This window comes from Bacteroides sp. M10, assembly GCF_014334015.1.
Classification (GTDB): Bacteria; Bacteroidota; Bacteroidia; order Bacteroidales; family Bacteroidaceae; genus Bacteroides; species Bacteroides intestinigallinarum.
Map to the genome: position 1 here is coordinate 362,131 of NZ_CP060488.1, position 24,252 is coordinate 386,382.

At 43.8% G+C, this 24,252-nt stretch carries 25 protein-coding genes; 23 read left to right on the forward strand and 2 right to left on the reverse strand.

Annotated elements, in window-relative coordinates; translation table 11 throughout:
- The first annotated feature begins 8 nt into the window (after positions 1-8).
- The 11 genes from H8796_RS01545 (at position 9) to H8796_RS01595 (ending at position 8,481) form a co-directional block, all read left to right on the forward strand.
- A complete protein-coding gene (locus H8796_RS01545) occupies positions 9-1,889 on the forward strand; it encodes a P-loop NTPase fold protein (RefSeq protein WP_187343910.1) in 1,881 nt (626 codons plus the stop codon).
- Between the two features lie 48 nt (positions 1,890-1,937).
- Entirely contained in the window at positions 1,938-2,225 is a 288-nt protein-coding gene (locus H8796_RS01550; RefSeq protein ID WP_233554144.1) for a hypothetical protein, read from the forward strand.
- Between the two features lie 108 nt (positions 2,226-2,333).
- A complete protein-coding gene (locus H8796_RS01555; protein ID WP_118419577.1) occupies positions 2,334-2,909 on the forward strand; it encodes a hypothetical protein in 576 nt (191 codons plus the stop codon).
- Positions 2,910-2,974: 65 nt separating this feature from the next.
- Positions 2,975-3,649: a hypothetical protein gene (locus H8796_RS01560; protein ID WP_007662658.1), complete on the forward strand. Its 675-nt coding sequence runs from the start codon at positions 2,975-2,977 to the stop codon at positions 3,647-3,649.
- A 72-nt stretch (positions 3,650-3,721) separates the two neighbouring features.
- Positions 3,722-4,075, forward strand: a complete 354-nt coding sequence (locus tag H8796_RS01565; RefSeq protein ID WP_032581402.1) for a hypothetical protein — start codon at positions 3,722-3,724, stop codon at positions 4,073-4,075.
- A 78-nt stretch (positions 4,076-4,153) separates the two neighbouring features.
- Entirely contained in the window at positions 4,154-4,660 is a 507-nt protein-coding gene (locus H8796_RS01570; protein WP_004326134.1) for a hypothetical protein, read from the forward strand.
- A gap of 89 nt (positions 4,661-4,749) precedes the next feature.
- Entirely contained in the window at positions 4,750-5,085 is a 336-nt protein-coding gene (locus H8796_RS01575) for a hypothetical protein (RefSeq protein WP_117599383.1), read from the forward strand.
- A 45-nt stretch (positions 5,086-5,130) separates the two neighbouring features.
- Positions 5,131-5,784, forward strand: coding sequence for an ankyrin repeat domain-containing protein (locus tag H8796_RS01580; protein WP_118419681.1), 654 nt, complete (start codon positions 5,131-5,133; stop codon positions 5,782-5,784).
- A gap of 183 nt (positions 5,785-5,967) precedes the next feature.
- Entirely contained in the window at positions 5,968-6,804 is an 837-nt protein-coding gene (locus H8796_RS25570) for a hypothetical protein (protein ID WP_117599385.1), read from the forward strand.
- Between the two features lie 396 nt (positions 6,805-7,200).
- Positions 7,201-7,872, forward strand: coding sequence for a hypothetical protein (locus H8796_RS01590; RefSeq protein ID WP_187343911.1), 672 nt, complete (start codon positions 7,201-7,203; stop codon positions 7,870-7,872).
- A gap of 18 nt (positions 7,873-7,890) precedes the next feature.
- Positions 7,891-8,481: a DUF4948 family protein gene (locus H8796_RS01595; protein ID WP_187343912.1), complete on the forward strand. Its 591-nt coding sequence runs from the start codon at positions 7,891-7,893 to the stop codon at positions 8,479-8,481.
- 34 nt (positions 8,482-8,515) lie between these two features.
- Here the strand turns inward: H8796_RS01595 and H8796_RS01600 are convergent, their stop codons facing one another.
- A complete protein-coding gene (locus tag H8796_RS01600; RefSeq protein ID WP_117599389.1) occupies positions 8,516-9,469 on the reverse strand; it encodes a ComF family protein in 954 nt (317 codons plus the stop codon).
- 242 nt (positions 9,470-9,711) lie between these two features.
- Between H8796_RS01600 and H8796_RS01605 the strand changes: the two genes are divergently transcribed.
- Together H8796_RS01605 and H8796_RS01610 are read left to right on the forward strand one after the other, a co-directional pair.
- Positions 9,712-10,005 carry a helix-turn-helix domain-containing protein gene (locus H8796_RS01605; protein ID WP_008629224.1) on the forward strand — a complete coding sequence of 98 codons (294 nt, stop codon included), beginning with the start codon at positions 9,712-9,714 and terminating at the stop codon, positions 10,003-10,005.
- Between the two features lies 1 nt (position 10,006).
- Complete coding sequence (locus H8796_RS01610) at positions 10,007-10,324, forward strand: helix-turn-helix domain-containing protein (protein WP_005858007.1); 318 nt, start codon at positions 10,007-10,009, stop codon at positions 10,322-10,324.
- 93 nt (positions 10,325-10,417) lie between these two features.
- Here the strand turns inward: H8796_RS01610 and H8796_RS01615 are convergent, their stop codons facing one another.
- Entirely contained in the window at positions 10,418-11,713 is a 1,296-nt protein-coding gene (locus H8796_RS01615; RefSeq protein ID WP_117599391.1) for a site-specific integrase, read from the reverse strand.
- Positions 11,714-12,102: 389 nt separating this feature from the next.
- Between H8796_RS01615 and H8796_RS01620 the strand changes: the two genes are divergently transcribed.
- The 10 genes from H8796_RS01620 to tnpB (H8796_RS25575) all read left to right on the forward strand — a co-directional run bounded on the left by H8796_RS01620 (position 12,103) and on the right by tnpB (H8796_RS25575) (position 24,239).
- Positions 12,103-13,140: an asparaginase gene (locus H8796_RS01620; RefSeq protein WP_032852820.1), complete on the forward strand. Its 1,038-nt coding sequence runs from the start codon at positions 12,103-12,105 to the stop codon at positions 13,138-13,140.
- A 103-nt stretch (positions 13,141-13,243) separates the two neighbouring features.
- The gene (locus H8796_RS01625) at positions 13,244-14,443 is read left to right on the forward strand and encodes an ATP-binding protein (RefSeq protein ID WP_117936292.1); all 1,200 of its coding nucleotides are present in this window, start codon (positions 13,244-13,246) and stop codon (positions 14,441-14,443) included.
- Between the two features lie 12 nt (positions 14,444-14,455).
- Positions 14,456-15,823 carry a DNA repair protein RadA gene (radA, locus tag H8796_RS01630; protein ID WP_117936293.1) on the forward strand — a complete coding sequence of 456 codons (1,368 nt, stop codon included), beginning with the start codon at positions 14,456-14,458 and terminating at the stop codon, positions 15,821-15,823.
- Positions 15,824-15,889: 66 nt separating this feature from the next.
- Positions 15,890-17,542, forward strand: coding sequence for an NAD(P)/FAD-dependent oxidoreductase (locus H8796_RS01635; RefSeq protein ID WP_004306408.1), 1,653 nt, complete (start codon positions 15,890-15,892; stop codon positions 17,540-17,542).
- 16 nt (positions 17,543-17,558) lie between these two features.
- A complete protein-coding gene (locus tag H8796_RS01640) occupies positions 17,559-18,161 on the forward strand; it encodes a LuxR C-terminal-related transcriptional regulator (protein WP_117936295.1) in 603 nt (200 codons plus the stop codon).
- Between the two features lie 90 nt (positions 18,162-18,251).
- The gene (locus H8796_RS01645) at positions 18,252-20,714 is read left to right on the forward strand and encodes a TonB-dependent receptor (protein WP_187343913.1); all 2,463 of its coding nucleotides are present in this window, start codon (positions 18,252-18,254) and stop codon (positions 20,712-20,714) included.
- Positions 20,715-21,329: 615 nt separating this feature from the next.
- On the forward strand, positions 21,330-21,734 hold the full coding sequence (locus tag H8796_RS01650) for a hypothetical protein (protein ID WP_122138311.1): 405 nt from the start codon (positions 21,330-21,332) through the stop codon (positions 21,732-21,734).
- Positions 21,722-22,072 carry an IS66 family insertion sequence element accessory protein TnpB gene (tnpB, locus tag H8796_RS01655; RefSeq protein WP_004296723.1) on the forward strand — a complete coding sequence of 117 codons (351 nt, stop codon included), beginning with the start codon at positions 21,722-21,724 and terminating at the stop codon, positions 22,070-22,072. The genes H8796_RS01650 and tnpB (H8796_RS01655) overlap by 13 nt, the downstream gene beginning before the upstream one ends.
- Positions 22,073-22,158: 86 nt before the next feature.
- Positions 22,159-23,724, forward strand: coding sequence for an IS66 family transposase (locus tag H8796_RS01660; RefSeq protein WP_187343914.1), 1,566 nt, complete (start codon positions 22,159-22,161; stop codon positions 23,722-23,724).
- A 140-nt stretch (positions 23,725-23,864) separates the two neighbouring features.
- On the forward strand, positions 23,865-24,239 hold the full coding sequence (gene tnpB, locus H8796_RS25575; RefSeq protein ID WP_370539797.1) for an IS66 family insertion sequence element accessory protein TnpB: 375 nt from the start codon (positions 23,865-23,867) through the stop codon (positions 24,237-24,239).
- Positions 24,240-24,252 lie beyond the last annotated feature (13 nt).

Below are 24,252 nucleotides of genomic sequence, written 5' to 3' on the forward strand. Positions count from 1 at the left end.
ACATGGTTATGAATAGAAACATACTCACCTTTTTAAATGAATATGCGGAAATACCCGATCCGCAATATGCCATCATGTTGCGAGGTGCTTGGGGATGCGGCAAAACGTTTTTCATCCGCCAATGGATGGAGCAACTGAAAAGCAACAGAGATGCGGACAAGTTAAAATGGCAGCCCATTTATGTGTCTTTATACGGTTTGACCACTACCCAGCAAATCACAGAACAAATCAACAAGGAAATATCCCCGTGGCTGTACAGCAAGGGAATGAAAATAGCCAAGAATATATTAAAAGCCGCCTCGAAAATCGCTTTGAAATACGACATTGACGGTGATGGCAAGGATGAAGGGAGTGTAACCTGTGACTTGGACTCCATTTTGTTGTTGAAAGAAGAAAATTCCGAAATAAAAGGAAACAAGATTCTGATTTTTGACGACCTTGAAAGATGTGATGTAAAACTGGAAACCTTGTTGGGATACATCAATTACTTTTCGGAACATTGTAAATGCAAGGTCATCATCATTGGCGATGAGAACAAGATTTCCGAAAAAGAGGGCGAAAAATCTAATTTGAAATTCAAGGATTTCAAGGAAAAGACCATCGGGCGCACTTTCGAGATCAAAGTGAATATAGAGGAGACACTTGATTTTTTCATTGGCGAAATATCCGCCAACAACAGAAACCTATTGTCTGAAAACAAAGAGCTTATCATCAAGATATTCCACGCCTCTAAATTCGATAATTTAAGAGTCCTTCGGCAATGTCTGAACGATTACCACAGGATAATCATGGCTTTGCCGGAACATTATCATGAATCTCCCAAATACAAACTTATCATAACATCACTATTGGCAAATTTTGTCGCCGTTTACTGCGAGTATAAGGGTGGAAATACCGAAATTGCGAGCCTGTTCAACAGCCTGTACAATATGTTCCCAGATAAAGAGAAAAATGAGGAGCGTGAAAAAATCCTCTCCAAATACCATTTTATAGAGATAGGCAAGCGGTTGGATATTTTCAGTGATTTTATCGTCAATGAAATTGTCTGCTATCTGGAAAGCGGGTATTTTGACACAACCTATTTGCAGCAATACTTTGCTGCCGAAGACGCAAGTTTGAATAGTTGGGACTATCTGTATGATTATTGGAGACTGGATAACGAAGAATACGAGAAACATTACGAGGAAACGGTACGGTATTACTTTGCGGATAAAAGCGTTGATCTAAAAGAATTGTTTGTCATTATATCTATACTATCGGTTTTATATAGCGACAACCTTGTTCACGTATCCGAGGAAGACATCATTGCCCAAGGCAAGCACTCCATAGACAGGCTGATGGAAGGTATCAACGACATGGAGGGTTTGTTGAATTGTAGCTCAAAGGTACATGCGGGTACAAGAAGGAATCATTCTAATATTGGTTCAGATCGAATTTTGAATGTACTGGTTGCGTATTTTCAAAAACTATTCGAGCAAAGATTTGAGAAATGTCCTAATAAAGTGTCTGCCATGCTGGAAAATCTGACGGATGAAACTTGCGAACGCCTGAATCTGGCATTGAATGATGCAATCCCGGTCAAACAGCGTCTTTATAGGGATACTTCAATATTCCAAGAGGCTGATGCGGACAAGGTTTCAAAAAGTATTTTGGGATTGTCTAACGAATCACGCAACACCTTTCTGCATTTTTTGCAGTCTCGTTATAAATATACCTCCTATGGCACTGAAATAGAATACTTGAACGAATGCTGTCAATCGGATCTGCCCCAACTAAAATTAATCAATGAGAAATTAAAGACAGAAGCGGCAACCAGAAGATTGATAGAAAAGTATTCCATTGAGAAAATTACAAACCTGATAGATGAAATTACCGCAAAAGTGAAATAGCTATTCCCGTTCATCCTCGAAAGCGATGGTCTGGCAAGGGATATGCCGATGATGAACTTCATTCCGTGTGACGGCACGGACGGACGTGTTCCGTTTGTCCTTCCGCCCCGATGTCCGGCTTCGGCCATGCAGCCTCACGGAGTGGTCGGAAACGGACGCCGGGACGGGACAGCCCGTGCGCCAAGGTTTAAGCGCAAGACAGTGAAAACCCTTTCACCCACGTTAGGGATTGCAGGGGAAAGCCCACAGCATAGCGAGGACTTGCAGCGGAAAGCCCGACCCGAAGGGGAACGCCCAAACAACCGCCCGCAAAAACTGCTTTTGAGCATACCTTGAAAAAAGGAAGACCGAATATTCCGAAGTTTCGCCCTTATGATATATATTTGTAATTGAGCGAAGATAATAGCGGAAAACGTAGATAATTACATGTTAACGGACTGAAATATGAATTATTACCGTGTACATTCAAGAGATAATGATACTTGTTTCTATTATGACAAGGACGAACAAGTACAGTTGGAATATTGTCCGACTTGTGGACTGCTCACTAATCGGGAAAAAGCAAGAGAACAAAGTATCGCAATTTATCGTAAAAAAGGAAAATATTTAATGTCGGATACATGGGATGGAGAAACGATTGTATCAGAGCGTTTCGTTGAAATATATAATAAATACAATCTTAAAGGGCTTGATTTTATCCCATTACCTAAAAGTCCGCATTATTTTCTATTACGCTGTAATAATATAGTCAGATATGACTATGATTATAATACCAATCTTTACATGAAAGACAAATGTCCAACTTGTAATCAATGGTATGAAATATGTCCTCAAGGTATCTTAAACATAAGAATGGAGGATGAAGCTATTATGGAAGCTGACACATTCTATGTCAGTGATATAATAATAGGAGAAAAAGTTGCCCGACGCAGAATATTGTATGCGACAGACAATATACCATCTTATTTTAAGATAGAAAAAGGAAGAATATTTTTTAATAAGATAGAAAGAGTCCGTTAACAAACAGCAAACCGACTGAATAAGCGGAACGCTGCCAAACATTATCGACCTGAAAAGAACAAGAAATGAAACCAAGAGATATATTTATTAAAGCCTGCAATGAGATAGCTATTCCTTTTATCGCAATGGGATTTAAGCCGTCTAAAAATGGACAATGTTTGAAAAAGATTTCAAAAGACAAAAATTTGACTTTTGAAATATGGTTTCGTTCAAGTGTATATAATTCATCTTGTAGTGTGGCTATATATCCACTGATTACGATTACCTGTAAAAACTTGAAAAAGTGGGTGCAAGAAGAGAATCTCAATGTCAATGATGATGGCTTAGTATATCATAATCATATTGGATACCTATCGCCAATAAATCAATATCAATCTTGGGATCTTGCCGGACTAAGCTATGCTCCATCAATAAAAACAATAATTGATTTACTTGAAAAATATGCTTGTCCGATATTTGATTTATTTGAGAATAGACAAATGGCTATTGACTTCATTACGCAACATGGCTGTTGTTTCAATCAATACACGAAAGACTCTCTCCTTGCCCTGCCATATATGTTGAGATATGGTGAAAAGGAACAAGCCGAGAACTACTTCAATCATTACATACATTCAAGTAAATGTCGAAATAGATTTGTAAAAGCCTATTCTCAATTAGAAAAGAATGATGTAATTGATTGTGGATTAGATAATCGTTTTGTAATACTTGCATATAGTCAAAAACTAAAAATAAAATAGGTCGATAACAAACAGATGAAACTTTTAAGGTGGTTTATCCGCCGAACATTAGCATCATATAAAATTGAAATTATGAAAGAATTAGAATTAAGAAAACCATATCGTTTACAAGAAATTATCGAAATAGTTTCTAAAAATATAGCTAATAATGGCTTCACTGACTCTAACTATTGCTTATACTCCAATGAGGGTACAGCCCAATTGAATCAATTATGCTATTTGGAACTATATCCTACGATAGATGATAATGATGAGGAAGTATATCCAGATTTTGTAAGAGATAAGTCTTTGGATTTATTTTATTACGGGCAACAATTTGAAGATGTATTGATGTCCGTATTTGATCAAAAAGAAACTGCATCAATTAATGACTATATTGATGCGTTGAACTATTATATGGAAAATGATACGTTTATGGATTTCTGATGATGCTAACAAACAGCAAACCGACTGAATAAGCGGAACGCTGCCAAACATTATCTATTTAATAATAAGCATAAAACTATGAGATTCTTAAAAATTATGGGAATATTTACTTCTATCTTAAGTTTATTGAGTTGCGGGCATGGGAATAAACGAGTGACGCAAAACGACGGTATAAACTCCAATATCCCGGTTGCTGCCCGGATTACGATAGACAAACTGCCGGATGTATTGAGAAACGTGCAGGCAGGAAATACTGATTATGATTTTATAGGTATTTGTTCCAATGGTGTGGACTGCATCTACTTTGTGCTGGAGAACGGAAAGTTTTACATAGATTTTGAAGCTATGGGTAAAGAGCAGCTTCCCTACATAGATACCTTGAAACAGTTCGCAAAGGAACATAATTATCCTATTGTCGAAACAACCTATAACAATACTCCGGTCGATTACGAACATCTGAAATACGCTCCCGTCCTTAGCCTGAAAGTCAATGCTGACATAGACAGCATCGTAAAGGTCGGAAAACAGATTGAGCAGACCATTTTCAGGAACAACGAACGAACCGTTTACGAAATAGTGCCTTGATTTTGCCAATAAAGACATTAAGATTTAGATAACAAACAGCACTGCCGCTTAAAGCGAAACGCTGCCAAGCATTACCGATAAGAAATAAAATGAAAGATATAATTGAGTTATTACAAAAAGAACGAATAAAAACTGTTGATGCCCTGAAGCATGGCAATCAGCAGGAACTTTCCTATCTTCAACAAATAGATAAGGCTTTAGGATGGTTGAAACGGATTGAAGAAAAAGGATTGGAAGATGTTGGATGTTATGACATACATAGTCTGCCGGATTTACCTCAAGAAAATTCCGGTCTATACTCCTTTTATCATATAATGATGGATTATGAAAGTCCCAACATTGAAGATTGGAAAGAATATAGACCAAACGGTCAGTCTTTGCCATTAAGTTTTGATGATATTGTAATAACTCGAAAAAACAGATAGCAAACAGCACTACCGCTTAAAGCGGAACAATAATAAAGGAAAGTAATGAAGAAGTTATTTGATGCGATAAATAAAGGAGATTTCGATACAGTTAAGCAAGTGATAGAAAAAAATCCTGTTCTTATCAATAGCATAGAAAAAGGATGGCGCAAAAGGGATGAAGGTTTGTGCCCTTTACGCATAGCAATCAAGAATTGTCACTATGATATTGTCTGTTTCTTAATAGATGCGGGTGCGAATGTAAATGACTATACTCCCAAAGATGATATGTATATAAGTCACCAAGCTGTCTATACCGCTGTTACACATTGCATACCCAAATATGGGTTACAATGCGGTACATACGAAGATTCTTTAAAAATATTGAAGTATCTTATTGAACATCGGATGGACATCAACCTTACAGATAACAAGGGGGTTAATAGTTTCTTTCATGGAGTAAATCTCTCTCACTCAATGATACATTCGACATCGGATATGTTTGAATCCGATCTGCCTGATACTCTAATTTGGAATCCGGAATTTGATGTAAATATAGCTTATCAAAGATTCAAAGAAGTATTCACACTCCTTTTGGAGCATGGTGCCAATACTGATATCCCTGATTATTGGAAAGAGCAGTCTGCATCTTGGGAGGGGTTTAATGCAAAAATCAAATGGGCTAAGAATTTATTAAATCTATGCAATAGAGAAAAGTAGGATGTACGATATGATTGGATATGAAAATGAAGATGATTATCACATTCATCTTGATGGGCTTTATGATATAAATGAGGAAAACAAGGTATTTACAATAAATAAAAGTAAATAGTAGGCGGTTTAATAGCAAACTGGCTGAATAAGCGGAGCACTATCAAACATTACCCATGCAATATATTTAGAATGAAGAAACGGGAATATAAGGAGCAAGAACGACAACGGCATTATTATTTCTTCGACTATCTGTTCTGGTTGGGAGAAATGGCACAATGGCATTATAAGGGTGAGCCAAGACGCCCCGACGGGGAGTCCATGCTGATGCTTTGCATCATGATATTTATCTATGAGCCGATATTCCTTACAACCGCTCATTTTCTTTACGGTTCCCCGGCATTTGGGTGGTTTACAGTCGCCATGATAGTTGGAATCGTCGTAGTCCATCACTGTGTTTCGCGCGGCTGGATATACCCGTTTTCACGAAGGCAAGCGGTCATGCAGCACTATGAAGGACGCAGGTTCAGCCCCTTCAGATGTTACTTCTTCCTGTTCTCCCTCGTCTTTCTGATTATTGCCGAAATTAACCTGTTGCCAAGCACACTGATGCGGATAGACGGGCGCAAGGCGGAGCCGGTGGAGAACACACGGACGGAAGTTCCACAAAGGTGGAGGGATTACCTTGCGCTGCATATCACGGTAGGAGCCCGTCAGGAAGTACCCAGCGAAGCCTTGCTATATCTGATCAATCAGGACGGTCGCACCTCCCGCTACGGGCAACCGGTCTATGTCATGCAGGTAAGGGCAACAGAGGGAGATATGGGCGGAGAGTTTCGTGCAGGGTTGCTGAACCACGCCACCTTTGAGGAAATCCAAGACGGCAGACGGAAGTTTGTCGAATGCACATGGGTCAAGGGATATACGCCGGACAGCATAAGGGTACTGCTGACCGGGTGGTACGAAGTGAATAACGCCGGACTTTGTCCGGTGGACTCTCTGGAATGGACAGAAGATACGGAATTTTGAATAATCAGCAACATACCCAATAAATAGAATGAAGAAATCTGTCATAACATTGTTTTTAGCGGTTGTATCCGGAGATCCACCCATGTCGCCGTGCGCCAAGGTGTAAGCGCAAGATAGTGAAAGCCCTTTCACCCACGTTAGGGATTGCAGGGGAAAGCCCACAGCATAGCGAGGACTTGCAGCGGAAAGCCCGACCCGAAGGGGAACGCCCAAACAACCGCCCGCAAAAACTGCTTTTGAGCATACCTTGAAAAAAGGAAGACCGAATATTCCGAAGTTTCGTCCTTATGGTATATATTTGTAATTGAACGGAAAAAATAGCTGCATATCAAGGCTTGAAGCGAAGATTACAGCGAAAAAGCAAATCACTACCTATTTTTGAAAAGAATTGCATTTATGGAAAAATACAAAGTAGATTATAGTGAGTTTTCTTATTTTAAAGGCATAACGATAGATTTTGATTCTTTAGAAGAAGGTCTTGATTATGCCCAAAGACATAATATCAAAGATGTTTTAGTCCGCTCTGAAAAGAATGATATAAAAAGAGTTGTAAACTTTGATTTTCTAAATAGGCGGGATTTTATACAAACATTTCATTGGATCGTTTCTCTTTCTAAAAGGTCGAACATTACTGGATTATATCATCTTTCAAAACTGAAAGATTTCCGTTGGGGAGTAGATAATAATTTTGACTTGGATTTATCTCTTTTTCCAGTATTAGAGAAAGTCAATATCAGTTATGATGCAAAAATCAGTGGTTGGGAAATGCTGCATCAATTAAATTGGCTTCAGCTAAGTAAAGTTAGGACAGACAACCTTTCATTTTTAGAAAAGACCATTAGTTTACAGTATTTGCGTATTATCGGAGGTTCATTTACTTCGATCGAAGGTTTGGAAAAGTGTGTCAATCTAAAAACTCTTTTTCTACAAAGGTGTACGGCTCTCACAAACCTAAAACCAACAATCGCAAATTTGTATAATTTAGAGAGATTGAATTTGGAAGCATGCCGAAAAGTCAGTGTAGAAGAACTCAAAGGCATTGCTGTCAGATATATATCAGTAATTTGAAAAACATTGGGAGCAAAAATGAAAATACCCATCACAATCCTGCTTTTAGCAAGCCTGTTTGCCGCAAGTTGCGGAGAGCCGCCCATGCCGCCGAGCGACGAGGAAATGATACGCCACTTCGCCACGCACGAGGCGGCGTTCCGTAAGGTGTACAAAATCATGGCAGAGAGTTCAGAAGGCAGTTTCCACTATCCGCCGCTTTCTCCGGAAGAGGTCATTATACTTGATTCAACAGAGCAAAGCGATACATCCCATGAAACGAATGACGAAGAAGACCTCCCGGTATATGGGCTGCTGAAGCCAGACCGAATACAGCTCGATTCCTTGTTGTCAGAGATTGGATGCGGTCTTGTCCTTGTTGACCGCAGGGAATGGGAAACGGCGGATTCGGTATACGTGAGCCTCGTTATGCCGTACTATTCCCACGGCATCGTGGATGCGGGAACATCCAAGAGTTTCGTTTACGACCCCGGATTGAGAAGCCGCCGGAACATCCGTATCACCGAACACGGCGACCTGAACGAGATCTACCGCAGGACATACAACGACACCACGCTGTACAAGCCCGTCAAGGGAGACTGGTACATCGAGTTAGACCATTCACGATAACCTGAAATGATAAACGCATGAGAGCTTTCTCGCCTTATTCCTTCCGCCCGTCCTCGAAGGCAATGGTCTTGGCAAGGAACATGCCGATGACGAACTTTGCCCCGTACCTGATCAGCTTGCGCCGCAACGCTATGAAAGTAGCCCCGGTAGTAAGCACGTCGTCCACAAGCAAGACGCACTTCCCCCTGAACCGTTCGGGATGGAACTCCAGATTGGCGGTGCGGTCTCCGTTCCCGTGCGTGCCCTTGTATTGCGCCCGGTCATAAGCGACGGTTATCGCCCCGTACCCGTCGGCTACTCCCATATCCGCCGAGAGCTTGCGGCAGAACGCCTCGTACCGGGTGCGGTGCTTCTCCCGTGTGGATGCCGGGACGGGAACCAGCACGGCACGGTGCCTGTTCTCCTGAACCGCCCGGATGCGGCTGGCGGCGATGGAGAAGAGCTTGACGAAAAGGTCGGTCTGCTCGCCGCTCTTGAAACGCCAGACGGCGTTCGACACCTTCTTCCCCTCGAAGGTGATCTTGTCGTTCCGCCGGACGGGGCAATAGTCATAAAGGTACAAACACAAGCTGCCGTCCAAGCGGAAGAATCCCTGAAAGCGGTTGTCGAGCGGAAAGAACGCCTTGCGGAAGTCATTGAAGAAAGTGAAGACAAGGATATTGTTCCAGAAACGTGCCTCGTCCTCGCTGCCGGAATCGAGCCTGTACATGAAGCCCGCCAAGTTCCCGCTCTCGTACAAGCCCATGCCGATGGTCAGGCGGCTGTTGAAGTCGGTCTGGCTGACGATGTACCAGCCGCACCGGGCGAAATGCTCCTCGTAGCCGGAACGGGTCTCCAAAAGGAAATAGAACTTGCCGTCGTCCTCGAAACGGATGACGTACTCGCAACGCAGGCGGCGTGCGATCTTGCCCAAGATGCGGCTCTCCTCCTCGATGACCGCAGGAGTGGCAAGGAAGGTGTATTGAGCGATAAAGACAGCCTCTTCCATAGTGATGATGTTTGGTCGGTTACAAATATGCGAAATGTCCGGCACACGGCAAGCGGAAAGGGCGGGAAATATGCGGAAGGGCGTGCGGATATGTAGAGCTTCTCCCTGCTTTTCACCGCCCGGAACGTGACAAGGCTACAAACGTGAAGCAAAACGAGGACAAGCGGTACGGTTTTGATACACGGACATATACAGACCGGTATATTTGCAGGGAAGTATAACCATAAAAACGTATCGGGACAATGGAAATAGTAAGCATCGAGAGAAAGACCTTCGAGGAGATGAAGGAACGGTTCGGCAGCTTCTCGCAGCACGTGAGGGAGCTTTGCGCCCGCTACCGCCCGCCCGAAAAGATGAACTGGATGGACGGGGCGGACGTGTGCGAGAAACTGGGCATCAGCAAGCGGACATTGCAGACCTACCGTGACCGGGGGCTGCTGCCGTACAGCCAGATCAACCACAAGATTTACTACCGGACGGAGGACGTGGAGGCGTTCGTGGAAGCCATGAGCCGGGAAATGACGGAGGACGAGTGAGATGGAAGTGATCACAAGGGACACGGAGGAGGTACGGGCGTACTTCGAGGCGTTGGAAGAGGGCATGAGGTACCTCGACACGGTAACGGCGCACTTCCGCCCGGCGATGAACGGCGAGGTCTATCTCACGGGCGAGGACGTGTGCAGGCTGCTGCACATCACGCCGAGGACGTTGCAGGACTACCGCACGCAACGGCTGATCCCGTACATATCGCTGCCGGGCAAGACGCTCTACCGCCAGTCGGATCTGCTGCGTATGCTGGAGGAGAACTACGTGGACATGCGCCCAAAGCGCAAACGGGGGAAAAGTCCAACATAAACGCACGGGGGTGTGCATCGGGAAATGCAGCGAAAGCAGGGACACCGCATCGGAAGTTCCTGCCTTTGCCGCATTCTGCACCGGGGGAAGGCGTCAAGCCGTTTCCCGGAGGGAGCGGCGCACCCGCTTTCCGTCCTGTCTCCTGTCCTTCTTCTCCAGCACGCTCCGCTGCATGGCGGCGAGGTTGCCGGAGATCGCCCGGAAATCGGAGCTTACCATCCTGTTGGTCACCTCGGCGTAGATCTGGGTCGTGGAAATGTGCTTGTGCCCGAGTATCTTGGAGAGCGCCTCGATGGTGCCGCCGTTGCAGAGATAGACGGTCGTGGCGAAGGTGTGGCGGCTTAGGTGGAAGCCGATCTCCTTGTGGATGCCGCAGGCTTTGGCTATCTGTTTGAGATGCCTGTTGCACACGCTGTTGCTGGGCATGGGAAAGACAAGGTCGCCTCCGGCAAGCCCTCTGTAACGTTCTATCAGCTCCTTGGCAATCTCCATGAGGGGGACGTTGCTCGACACACGGGTCTTGGTGCGCCGGGTGATGATCCATTCCTCGCCGTCGAAGTCCATGCGCTGTATCTTGTCATGGGTGAGCGTCTTTATGTCAATGTAGCTAAGCCCGGTGAAACACCCGAAGAGGAACATGTCCCGCACGAGGCTGGTCTGTTTCTTGACGAACACGGCGTTAGCCAAGGTGCGCAGCTCCTCTTCCGTGAGATAGCCCCGGTCGGTCTCCTGCATCTCAAGGCTGTACTCGCCGAAGGGGTCGGTGCGGACGATGCCCCGCCGCCACGCCTTGTCGGTCAGGCTGAGCAGGGGCATGGTGTATATCCAGAGGGTGTTGGCGCTCAATCCCTTCTCCACCCGCAGGTACTTGTCGAAATCGGCGATGATCTCCTTGGTCAGCTCCTTGTAAGCCATGTCGGTGCGCTTCTTCTTCTCCCAAAGGAAGGTCTTGAAATGGTTGTAAACAGCCAGATACTTGTTGTAGGTGGACTTGGCTCGCTGCCCTTTCTCGACCATCGCCTCAAACTCCCGGTTCATGTTCCCGAAGTCTTTGAGGATGCAGTTCTCCATCACGCCGACACCGAGGAAGGCGTTGCGCAGCTTCTCGGCTGTGACGAAATCCTCTTCCCGGAGGATGCGGTGGTAGTGGTTGGTGAGCCGGGCGGAGACCTCCTTCAGTTGCCCGTTTATCTCGTTTGCCTCTGCGGACTTGCCTTTCGCCTTGCCGTTCTCCCAGAGGTCGGGAGTGACGAACAGCTTGGTTCCCACCGCCTTGTCATCCCCGTCAACGGAGATTTTCACCATGATGGGGGCTTTCCCGTCCCGGTTTCTCACTGCGGATCTCTTGATGTAGAACGAGGTCGCAAACGTACTTCTCTTTGTTTCCATAACTCTAAAATTTTCGTTTCTAAAGGTAGTTACTTATTTCTTACCAAGAGCTATGCAAAACAAGGCAAATCGATGAAACAGAACTTGTTATGCTGTATATACCCCGTTTCGGAACCGGTAGCTGTTTAGTAGCCGAACTTTGTCCGAAAGGGGTGTTTTCAGGCATTTTATGCCGAAGCCTGCTTCAACCCGCTCTGCATACAAGATGCTGACCTGCATTTATTTATGTAGAACTTTGCTTTTCTTTGCGCCTTATGCCGATTTTTCTGATAAAAAGAATCTTTCGCCTGTGCTTTATCCGGTCATTCGCCTTCACTTTTATGACATTTTGTTACTTATTTATCAAATCTATTATTATATTTGCGAAAACAATCGCACAAAATCAGCTTATGAGCCCATTAAATACTTCCGTATTGTTAATATACACCGGTGGAACAATTGGTATGATTGAGAATGCCGCGACAGGTGCTCTGGAGAACTTTAACTTCGAGCAACTGCAAAAGTATATCCCCGAACTGCAAAAGTTCAATTTTCCAATTGATACCTATCAGTTTGATCCTCCGATGGATTCGTCGGACATGGAACCGGATATGTGGCGAAAGCTGGTACGCATTATTCATGACAACTACAATCGTTACCACGGCTTCGTCATCCTGCACGGAACGGACACGATGGCTTATACCGCTTCCGCACTAAGTTTTATGCTGGAAGGACTGGACAAACCCGTCATTCTCACAGGTTCACAGCTTCCCATCGGCGTACTCCGCACGGACGGAAAGGAGAATCTGATGACCAGTATCGAGATTGCCATCGCACAAAACAAGGAAGGAAGGGCACTGGTGCCCGAAGTATGCATCTTCTTTGAAAATCACCTGATGCGGGGAAACCGTACGACAAAGATGAATGCAGAAAACTTCAATGCATTCCGTTCTTTCAATTATCCGGTATTGGCGGAAGCGGGAATCCATATTAAATATAATAATGTGCAAATTCACGGAAATGGTGAAGAGCGCGAATTGAAACCGCACTATTTACTGGATACCAATGTAGTGGTACTGAAGCTCTTTCCGGGCATCCAGGAAAATGTAATTGCCACCATTCTGGGGATTGAAGGTTTAAAAGCGGTTGTGCTCGAAACATACGGTTCGGGGAATGCTCCCCGAAAGGAATGGTTTATACGCCGGCTCTGTCAGGCCAGTGAACGTGGAATTGTGATTGTCAACGTAACACAATGCAGCGCAGGAATGGTAGAAATGGAACGTTACGAAACAGGATACCAGTTATTGCAGGCAGGTGTTGTCTCCGGATATGACAGTACAACGGAATCGGCAGTCACTAAATTAATGTTCTTACTGGGACATGGATATACCCCGGATGAGGTACGCGACCGGATGAACCGTTCGATAGCAGGAGAGATAACTCTGTAAACCTTCTATTTGTTTTATGCATTGAACAGATTTAATCTGAATTTGTTTTGCGCGTTGAACAAATTATATCTATTTTTGTCTTCTATAGTAAACATCTTAAAATATGGATACACTCATTAGAAGATATAAAAGGCTGTTAGCAGCTACTTCTACCGCCTATATCAGAAGCCTGATGGATACAATCAACTGGGATAACCGCCTGATTGCTATCCGAGGAGCCCGTGGAGTCGGGAAAACGACTTTAATGCTTCAATACTTAAAACTTCATTATGCTAATGATAGCCAAAGTGCCTTATATACGAGTTTAGACAGTCTATATTTCACGCAACATTCTCTTAGTGAACTTGCCGAACAGTTTTACCTGAAAGGAGGAAAGTGCCTCTTTCTGGACGAAGTACACAAATATCCGTCATGGAGTAAAGAAATCAAAAACATATATGATGAGTTTCCTGAACTGAAAATAGTATTTACCGGTTCATCCTTACTACAACTTCTGAATGCGGAAGCCGACTTATCCCGCCGATGCATATCATATAATATGCAGGGGCTATCCTACCGTGAATATCTGCACTTATTCCATCAGATTCAAATCCGTCCTTATACACTGGAAGAGATACTGGGCAATAGTGATGGAATCTGTAATGCAGTAAATTCCCAATGCCGCCCTCTTGCCTATTTTGAAGATTATTTGAAACACGGATACTATCCTTTTTATCAGGAAGGAAATGCGGAATACTATACACGCATCGAAAATATAGCAAACCTGATACTTGAAATCGAACTTCCACAGCAATGTGGAGTGGATATCAGTAACGTACGTAAACTAAAAAGCCTGCTGGGAATCCTCTCCTCCGAAGTGCCCTTCATGGTGGATATCACCAAACTTTCTGCCATGGCGGAACTTTCACGGACTACCATTCTGGCTTATCTACAATATCTGGACAGGGCTAAATTAATCCACCTTCTTTATTCGGATAATGATTCTATCAAGAAACTACAAAAGCCGGATAAGATTTATATGGAAAATACCAACCTGCTTTATGCATTGACCTTTAAGGATGTAAACAAAGGTACATTGAGAGAAGTGTTCATGGTAAACCAACTCTCCTATCAACATCGTGTAGAATATTGCACACGCAGTGCAGACTATACAATAGACAGCAAATATACGATAGAAGTCGGAGGAAAAAGTAAAGACGGAAAACAGATAGCCAATAGTCAGCAGGGATTTATCGCTGCAGATGATATTGAATATTCCGCTGGAAACAAAATCCCACTTTGGACATTCGGATTTTTATATTAAAGGAGCAAGAATATGGCAAAAGAGAAAACCGTATATGTATGCAGTAATTGCGGACAGGATTCACCGAAATGGGTGGGTAAATGTCCGTCGTGTGGAGAATGGAATACGTATGTTGAGGAAATCGTACGGAAAGAACCCACTAACCACCGTCCGGTGTCGGGCATTGAGACACAGAAGCCCAAACCACTGGCACTTAGCGATATAGAGGCAGAAGATGAGCCACGCATCAATATGCACGATGATGAACTGAATCGTGTATTGGGGGGCGGACTTGTACAGGGTTCTCTTGTCCTGATAGGCGGCGAACCGGGAATCGGTAAATCGACGCTCGTCATGCAGACCGTACTGCACATGCCGGAAAAGAAGATTCTTTATGTATCCGGTGAAGAGAGTGCACGACAGCTGAAACTTCGTGCCGACCGTCTCTCTGGCACTTCCAGCGATTGCCTGATCGTTTGCGAGACTTCACTCGAACAGATTTATGTGCATATCAAGAATACAAATCCCGATTTAGTGATTATCGACTCTATACAGACTATTTCCACCGAAAGTATCGAATCGTCTCCCGGAAGTATAGCGCAAGTCAGAGAATGTTCGGCGTCTATTCTTCGTTTTGCGAAAGAAACGCATACGCCTGTATTGCTGATCGGACATATTAATAAGGAAGGAAGTATTGCAGGACCTAAAGTGCTGGAACATATCGTAGATACTGTTCTTCAATTTGAGGGCGACCAACATTATATGTATCGTATTCTACGCAGTATCAAGAATCGTTTTGGTAGTACGGCAGAATTAGGTATTTATGAAATGCGTCAGGATGGGTTGCGCCAAGTGAGTAATCCTTCCGAACTTTTGCTAAGTCAGGATCATGAAGGGATGAGCGGGGTAGCCATTGCCTCCGCCATTGAGGGGATTCGCCCGTTTTTAATTGAAACACAAGCTTTGGTAAGCTCTGCAGTCTACGGAAATCCGCAACGTTCGGCAACCGGTTTCGATTTGAGAAGAATGAATATGCTGCTGGCTGTTCTCGAAAAGCGCGTGGGATTTAAGTTGGCACAGAAAGATGTATTCCTGAATATTGCCGGAGGATTGAAAGTAAATGATCCGGCTATCGACCTGCCGGTTATCAGTGCGATCCTTTCTTCCAATATGGATGCAGCCATTGAACCGGAAGTTTGCATGGCGGGAGAAATCGGTCTGTCGGGAGAGATACGTCCTGTGAATCGAATTGAACAGCGTATCGGTGAAGCTGAAAAGTTAGGTTTCAAACGCTTCTTGCTGCCCAAATATAACTTGCAAGGGATCGATACCCAAAAACTGAAGATAGAATTAGTACCGGTAAGAAAAGTAGAAGAGGCGTTCAGGGCTTTATTCGGATAAGGCACTGATGCATAAATAGCCCGTTTTTCTAATTGGATAGTCGAAAACAATATCAATAATAACTAAATGACACAAGAATACCAACTCCGTATACTTCCCGAAATCGCAGCAAACGAACAGAAATTAAAGGAATATCTTTCTAAAGAAAAAGGTCTGAATTTACGTGACATCACCGCTACCCGAATCTTGAAACGGAGTATTGATGCACGCCAGCGGACTATCTTCGTCAATCTGAAGGTGAGGGCATACATCAAGGAAATGCCGCAAGAAGATGAGTACGAACGTACTATATATAATAATGTAGAAGGAAAACCGCAAGTGATTGTCGTTGGTGCAGGCCCCGGCGGCCTATTTGCTGCTTTACGCCTTGTTGAACTCGGATTACGCCCTATCGTCATCGAACGTGGAAAAGACGTGCGCGAACGTAAAAAAGACCTGGCACAAATCAGCAGGGAACACACTGTTGATCCGGAATCGAATTACAGTTTCGGAGAAGGAGGTGCAGGAGCTTATTCGGATGGGAAACTCTATACCCGGAGCAAGAAGAGAGGAAATGTAGATAAGATTCTGAACGTATTTTGCCAGCATGGAGCTTCGACTTCGATATTGGTGGATGCGCATCCGCATATCGGAACAGACAAATTGCCACGTGTCATTGAAAATATGCGGAACACCATTATCGAATGTGGCGGAGAGGTACATTTCCAGACACGAATGGATGCATTGATTATTGAGAACGATGAAGTCAAAGGTATCGAAACAAATACAGGAAAGACCTTTCTCGGACCTGTGATACTGGCAACCGGACATTCGGCAAGAGATGTATATCGTTGGCTGGCTGCCAATAATGTGACAATTGAAGCGAAAGGAATCGCTGTCGGGGTACGTCTGGAACATCCGGCCATGTTGATCGATCAAATACAATACCATAATAAGAATGGACGGGGCAAATACCTGCCCGCTGCTGAATACAGCTTTGTAACACAGGCAGAAGGCAGAGGAGTATATAGTTTCTGTATGTGTCCCGGTGGCTTTATCGTTCCTGCTGCCAGCGGACCGGAACAAGTGGTAGTAAACGGAATGTCTCCTGCCAACCGTGGGTCACGATGGAGTAATTCGGGAATGGTAGTGGAAATTCAACCGGAAGATTTGGGAAATGAAGAATTAAAAATGAGGAATGAAGAATTGGCTGCGCAACAAGATGAACAGCTGATGGCACTGAACCCGAATTTAAAAAGTTCACAACTTTCAGAGATTAATTCACAGTTACTATCTGTTCTTCACTTTCAAGAGGAATTGGAACGTCAATGCTGGTTGCAGGGAGGCAGACGACAGACTGCTCCGGCACAACGCATGCTGGATTTTACCCGCAAGAAATTGAGTTACGATCTGCCCGAGTCATCCTATAGTCCGGGATTGATTTCGTCTCCACTTCATTTCTGGATGCCATCATTTATTAGCAAAAGGTTATCTCTTGGTTTCCAACAATTCGGACGAAGCAGTCACGGATTCCTGACAAATGAGGCAGTAATGATTGGTGTGGAAACACGAACTTCTTCTCCCGTTCGTATCATACGCGATAAGGATACTCTGCAACATGTCACCGTTCGCGGATTATTTCCTTGCGGAGAAGGCGCAGGCTATGCCGGAGGAATTGTGTCTGCCGGGGTGGACGGCGAACGATGTGCAGAAGCAGTAGCCAACTATTTCAATCATTAATTAAACTTACACTAAAATGAATTATCAACCCGAAATAGCAATTATAGAAGCCAATACATTGACCTGTCTCGGTCTGAAAGGAATCCTGGAGGAAATGATTCCTATGGCAACCATACGGACTTTTCATCACTTCAGCGAACTGATGGACGATACTCCCGATATGTATGCCCACTATTTCATTTCCGCACAGATTTACGTGGAGCACAATGCTTTCTTTCTCCCCCGGAAACGAAAAACGATTGTATTGGCAAGCGACAGTCCGCAATTCCAACTATCCGGCGTACCTGTACTCAACATTCACGAATCCGAAGAAGAGCTGGTGAAAAACATATTGAAACTTCACCAACATGCTCACCACGACGGTTATCCGGTAAAAGATATGCCCCCCATGCCTCCGATGCAGCCTCATCAGGAAATTCTATCCGCCCGTGAAATAGAAGTGCTCGTACTGATAACCAAAGGGTTAATCAACAAAGAAATAGCAGATAAGCTGAATATCAGCCTGACTACCGTTATCACTCACCGAAAAAATATCACGGAGAAATTAGGCATTAAGTCCGTCTCCGGGCTGACTATTTATGCTGTAATGAACGGATATATCGAAGCTGACCGAATCTGACTTCTTAAAAAATAAGTCATAATCCTAATAAATGAGGATTGACCGTCATCTATATTTGCCGTTACTTTGCACCAGATAAATTAACAGCAGATGAAGACAAAGAAGATTATGATTGCCCTCATGCTCCTGACGACAGGGACAGCATGGGCTGAAGATTTCCCCAAAGACTCACTAAAAATAGTAGACATCGAAGAGGTGGTAGTGATTGCTACTCCAAAAGAGAACCGTAAATTACGTGATCTGCCGGTAGCCGCCACCGTTTTATCGCAAGACAATATGCGCGCCAATCAGGTAAATTCCGTGAAGAACCTGACAGGTATTGTTCCCAATCTGTTTATCCCTGACTATGGTTCCAAACTGACTACTTCGATTTATATCCGTGGAATCGGTTCACGCATCAATACTCCGTCCGTAGGACTTTATGTAGACAATATCCCTTATATCGACAAATCCGCTTTCGACTTCAACTATGCTGATATCGAACGTATTGATATTCTTCGCGGGCCACAAGGTACTCTCTACGGGCGTAACACGATGGGAGGACTTATCAAAGTACACACAAAATCACCTTTCACTTATCAAGGTACTGATATTCGCATGGGAGCAGCAACTTACAATAATTATAACGTTTCACTCACCCATTATCACCGTACATCCGACCGCTTTGCTTTTTCTACCGGAGGTTTCTACGAGCATACAGGCGGCTTCTTTGAGAATTCTGCACGAAATAACGAAAAGGTCGACAAAAGCAACGCCGGAGGCGGACGTTTTCGTGGAATTTACCTGCCGACATCGAATCTGAAAATAGATATGGCACTTAGCTATGAATATAGCGATCAAGGTGGGTATCCGTATTATTATACCGGTATTACTCCCAGTGCCATAGCCAAAGCTCAAAAAGACGGTAAAGAAATGACAGAAGATCGGGCAGACTACATCGGTAAGATTTCATATAACGACCGTAGTAGTTACCGCCGTGGATTGCTCAACTCCGGTGTTAACATCGAATACCAAGCCAGTAACTTCATATTAAGTGCGGTGACAGGTTATCAGAACCTGAATGACCGTATGTTCCTCGATCAGGACTTCACAGAAAGGGATATTTTCAACATCGAACAAAAGCAGAGAGCGAACACCATTTCCGAAGAAATTGTCTTGAAAGCCAAACCCGGAAAAAGATGGCAGTGGGCTACGGGTGCTTTCGGATTCTATCAATGGCTACACACTACAGGTCCTGTTCTGTTCAAAGAAGAAGGAGTGAAGTCAGTCATTGAAAACAACGCCAATTCCGCTTTTGAAGAAGTCTCTGCCAAACCCGGAGCTCCCACCATGGGAATGACTGTGCACAACCCGACATTAAGTGTAGGAGGAACCTTCGATACCCCGACCCTTAGCGGTGCACTTTATCATCAGTCCACTTTCAACAATCTGTTCATCGAAGGGTTGTCCGTTACAGCCGGACTCCGACTCGATTACGAAAAGATCAGTATGAAGTATAATTCTCTTAGCACTCCTATCGACTTTGGTTTTGATTTCCACATGGCAATGGGTCCCACGCAAATAAATCTGTCCGATCAGAATATGAAAGCTCCGGCCTCTTTCGTAGGCAAGCTCTCGACTGATTACGTACAACTTCTACCCAAATTTGCTATTCAATATGAATGGAAGAATCAAAATAATGTTTATGCCACCGTTACCCGGGGATATCGTTCGGGAGGATATAACATCCAAATGTTCTCTGATTTATCACAAACTGAATTGAAAAATTCGATGATGAATGCCATCAAAGAAAGTCCTACAATAGGGCAAGATGCCAAATGGGGAGCAACCATTATAAAAATGATGGACCAAATGGTACCAGCAAAAGAGATCGACGTAAAAACTTCTACTACTTACAAACCCGAATATTCGTGGAACTACGAAGTAGGTAGCCACCTTACTTTATGGGAAGGCAGACTTTGGGCCGACGTCGCAGCATTCTACATGGATACCCGCGACCAACAACTCTCCCAATTTGCAGAAAGTGGTTTGGGACGTATCACGATTAATGCAGGAAAAAGTCGCAGCTATGGTGCAGAAGCAGCTCTTCGTGCCAGTGTGACTAAAGAACTTAGCCTGAATGCCAGTTATGGATATACGTATGCCACCTTTACTGATTATGTAATCACCGAAGAGAAAAAAGATGGCACTCCCATAATTACGGATTACAATGGCAAATATGTTCCCTTTGTTCCCAAACATACCTTAAATATCGGTGGAGAATATGCCATCACCTGCAGCCCACGTTCTATCTTCGACCGGGTTGTATTCCAAGCGAACTATAACGCTGCCGGACGTATCTACTGGACTGAACAAAACGACGTCAGCCAATCCTTCTACGGCACACTCAACTGGAGAACGAATCTGGAAATCGGTGATGCAATGATTAGTTTCTGGGCACGTAACTTCCTGAATAAAGACTATGCCGCCTTCTATTTCGAAACAATGAACAAAGGTTTCATGCAGAAAGGACGCCCAATGCAATTTGGGATAGATCTTCGCTGCCGCTTCTAATCATTTTTACTCATAAGGATATTATTTAGTCTTTTTATTGTCAGCTAAAGATTTCATCCATATAGAATAATGATTTTCAACGCATTAACAGCTGACAATAAGCGCTGACAATAACCCCAAACAGGCTGACAATAAAAGATTCGGACTTTTATTGTCAGCCTATCTCTTTGTAGATTAACAGCATAGAATACGGGATAGAAGAACATATGTCCCTATGAAGTATGTATTATAAAGCCGTTATACTTGATTTACCCAATCGGTATTGTTCTGTCAGACCTACGCTATCCTTAACTCTCCACGGCCGTGGTAGCATCTCTTCACGGCCGTGGGAGGATCTCGTCACGACTGTGGGAAGAAGTTACCACGGCCGTGGGAAGGTAAAGATAGCGGCATCTTAGGTAAGCATTCGGGCTCGTGCGTGTTTCTTTCCCTTCTTTTCTTTCCTACCTTTGTGCCTTCATAATCATCTTAATCCATTATGTGTTCAGTATTAGTATTTTCTAGTGAAAGTGAAAAGCTGCGTAGTCTCTTATCCGAGTGTAAGCGTCTCCGCGATTCTATCTTGTCGCCCTTTTTTCATTCTTATATTTTTGCTATGTATAAAAATGAAGCATTATGGATTTAGCAGAAAATCGATTTGGAAAAACTTGGAAACATTTCCTTGAAGTATTGAAAGTAGACTACAATTGTTCTTTAGCCGATGTTTGCCGCGATCAGCATACCACTTTTGGTGGTATGAGTTCCTGGATGTCCAGACGGGGCTATAGCGTTAAACAAGCCAAGGCAGATGTGGTCCGTGATTATTATGGCGGCGTTGAACCCTCCCAACCGACAACTTCCTCTCCTTCATTCACTCAAATAGCACCCGCCATGTTGCCGGAAGAAGAGTTTAGTCTTGCCGGGATCACAATCACCTTTAACAGTGGAACCACCATTTCGGTCAAACGGGCCACACCCAGTGGTGTTATTAAAATGTTGCGCGATTACGAAAGAAAGGAGGGAGATCCATGTATTCTCTAACATCAGCCAATCGCTACTATCTGTACCAGGGCTTTGTTCGTATGAACCTTGGCATTGACGGTTTATTCAAAATTATACGATCGGAAATGAAGGACTTGTCTCCCGTTTCCGGAGATATCTTTTTATTCTTTGGTAAAAACCGACAAAGTGTAAAAATACTGCGTTGGGATGGCGATGGCTTTCTTCTGTACTACAAGCGCCTCGAAGGTGGAAGTTTTGAGTTACCGACATTTAACCCCAATACAGGTAATTACGAGATTTCTTATCAGGTTTTGTCTTTTATCTTGAATGGAGTGTCATTAAAGTCTGTACGGTTGAGAAAACGTTTTAGGATCTAATACAACATTTTGATTATTAGTTATTTGTACTAAAGATATCATCCGGTTTATTTGGTTAATTTGTTGATTTTTTATATCTTTATGCCATGAAAAAGGATGAGATCATAGAGTTATTGAAGGAACAAATCAAGGGATTACGAGATGACAACAACAGACTCTTGGACCAAATAGATGCTTTGATAAAGGAGGTTTCTTCCCTTAAAGAGGCACTCCTTCAAAAAGGCGAATCTCTTAGCAAGCAACAGCGCCTTACTAAGGGACTCGCCAAACTTGTATCCAACACATCCGAACAGCAACAGGCTCCCCAATCTGCCATATCCGAAGAAGAGCGGCAGAAGATAGAAGCGGAAAAAGCAGATAAGCGTAAAGCAAGAAAGAACAATGGGGCCAAACGTGACATGCATTATGAGATGGAGGAAGAAGAACATGTCGTTTATCCCGATGATCCCGATTTTGACATCAATAAGGCCCGGTTGTTTACCACTGTTCCCAGAATATGCGTCCGCTATGAATGTGTACCCATGCGCTTCATCAAGCATGTCTACAAGATACACACCTATACGCAAGAAGGTCGCCTGTTTGAGGGAAAAACACCGGCTTCGGCCTTCTTGAATTCCAGCTATGACGGTTCATTTATTGCCGGATTGATGGAATTACGTTATATACAATCGCTACCTGTTGAAAGAATCATCAACTACTTCGAGGGGCATGGCTTTACGCTGAAGAAACCTACGGCTCATAAGTTGATAGAAAAAGCCTCAAGCCTCTTCGAAAATCTTTATAAGTGCATCCGGCAGACAGCTTTGAGTGATCCTTATAAGGCAGCCGATGAAACCTATTACAAAATACTCGTCCCGGAAAAGAACAGCAAGGGAAAAAGAGTCAGGAAGGGATACCTTTGGGTGGTTGTCGGCATAAACACCAGGATGATATACCTGCTCTATGATGACGGCTCCCGGTCTGAAAGAGTTATTCTTAACGAATTAGGCGGTTGCAAAGGTATTATACAAAGCGATGGCTACTCACCTTACCGGAAGCTTGAAAGCGATGCTTATCCCAATATCACACGCATCCCGTGCTTGCAACATATAAAACGGAAATTTATAGATTGCGGTGAGAAGGACCCGGATGCAAAAAGAATCGTGGAGCTGATAAACGCACTTTATCAAAACGAGCATAAGCATAAAGTTGGGGTTGAGGGATGGACGGTAGAACAGAATCTTATGCATCGAAAAAAGTATGCGCCGGACATACTCGGAGAAATAAAAGATATGCTTGATGAAATAGAAGAACGGGGGGATTTATTACCTAAGAGCGAACTGCAGGAAGCCATTACCTATCTTCGCAATGAGTGGAATGCAGTGGTGGACATCTTTAATTATGGTGACACTTATCTGGACAATAATATGGTTGAACGGATGAACCGGTACATATCCTTATCAAGAAAAAACTCATTGTTCTTCGGCAGCCATAAGGGGGCCGAACGAGGCGCCATACTCTATACGATAGCACTCACTTGTAGGATGCATAAAGTGAATTTATTTGAGTATCTCACGGATGTGATAAACAGAACAGCCGAATGGCAACCGAACACACCAATTGAAAAATACAGGGAACTGCTTCCTGACAGATGGGAAAAGGCTAATGACTAAAAAGGGATCATTAGCCTTTTTATTTTAATACACTATATAGAATCGCGGAGACGCTTACATCCGAGTCTAACCATTTTGATTCTGTTCTTTTCATATTTGATGGTGGTCGTCGTTATAAAGTTTCGGCTTCCAGTCTTGGCATCCATTCTCCTCAGGATCTACTTCTCCCCTTAGGTCTTGGTCTTTTCCGTAACAGTCCTTTCTGGTCTTATTACCTTTATCCCAATGGTTGTAATTTCCATAAAGGTATTGACGGTCTTTGTGGCGAGGTCATCCGGCACACGGGTTCTTGCGTGTCAGAGCAGAGTTGTCATATTTTTCTTGACCGTTCCCGTAGCAGATTGCATATCCTCTATCGGTGCGAGGACGAATACCGACTGGAATGCCGTCGTCTGAACCACAGTTCTTTCTTCTTGAAAAAGGACGAACGGAAAAGAGATTTTCTTCAAATTTCCTGGAATCGCCTGAATGAGCTGCTTACTGTTAAAAAGTATCGGAAAACAGTTGAAAAGTAATCTCCCATCCTAC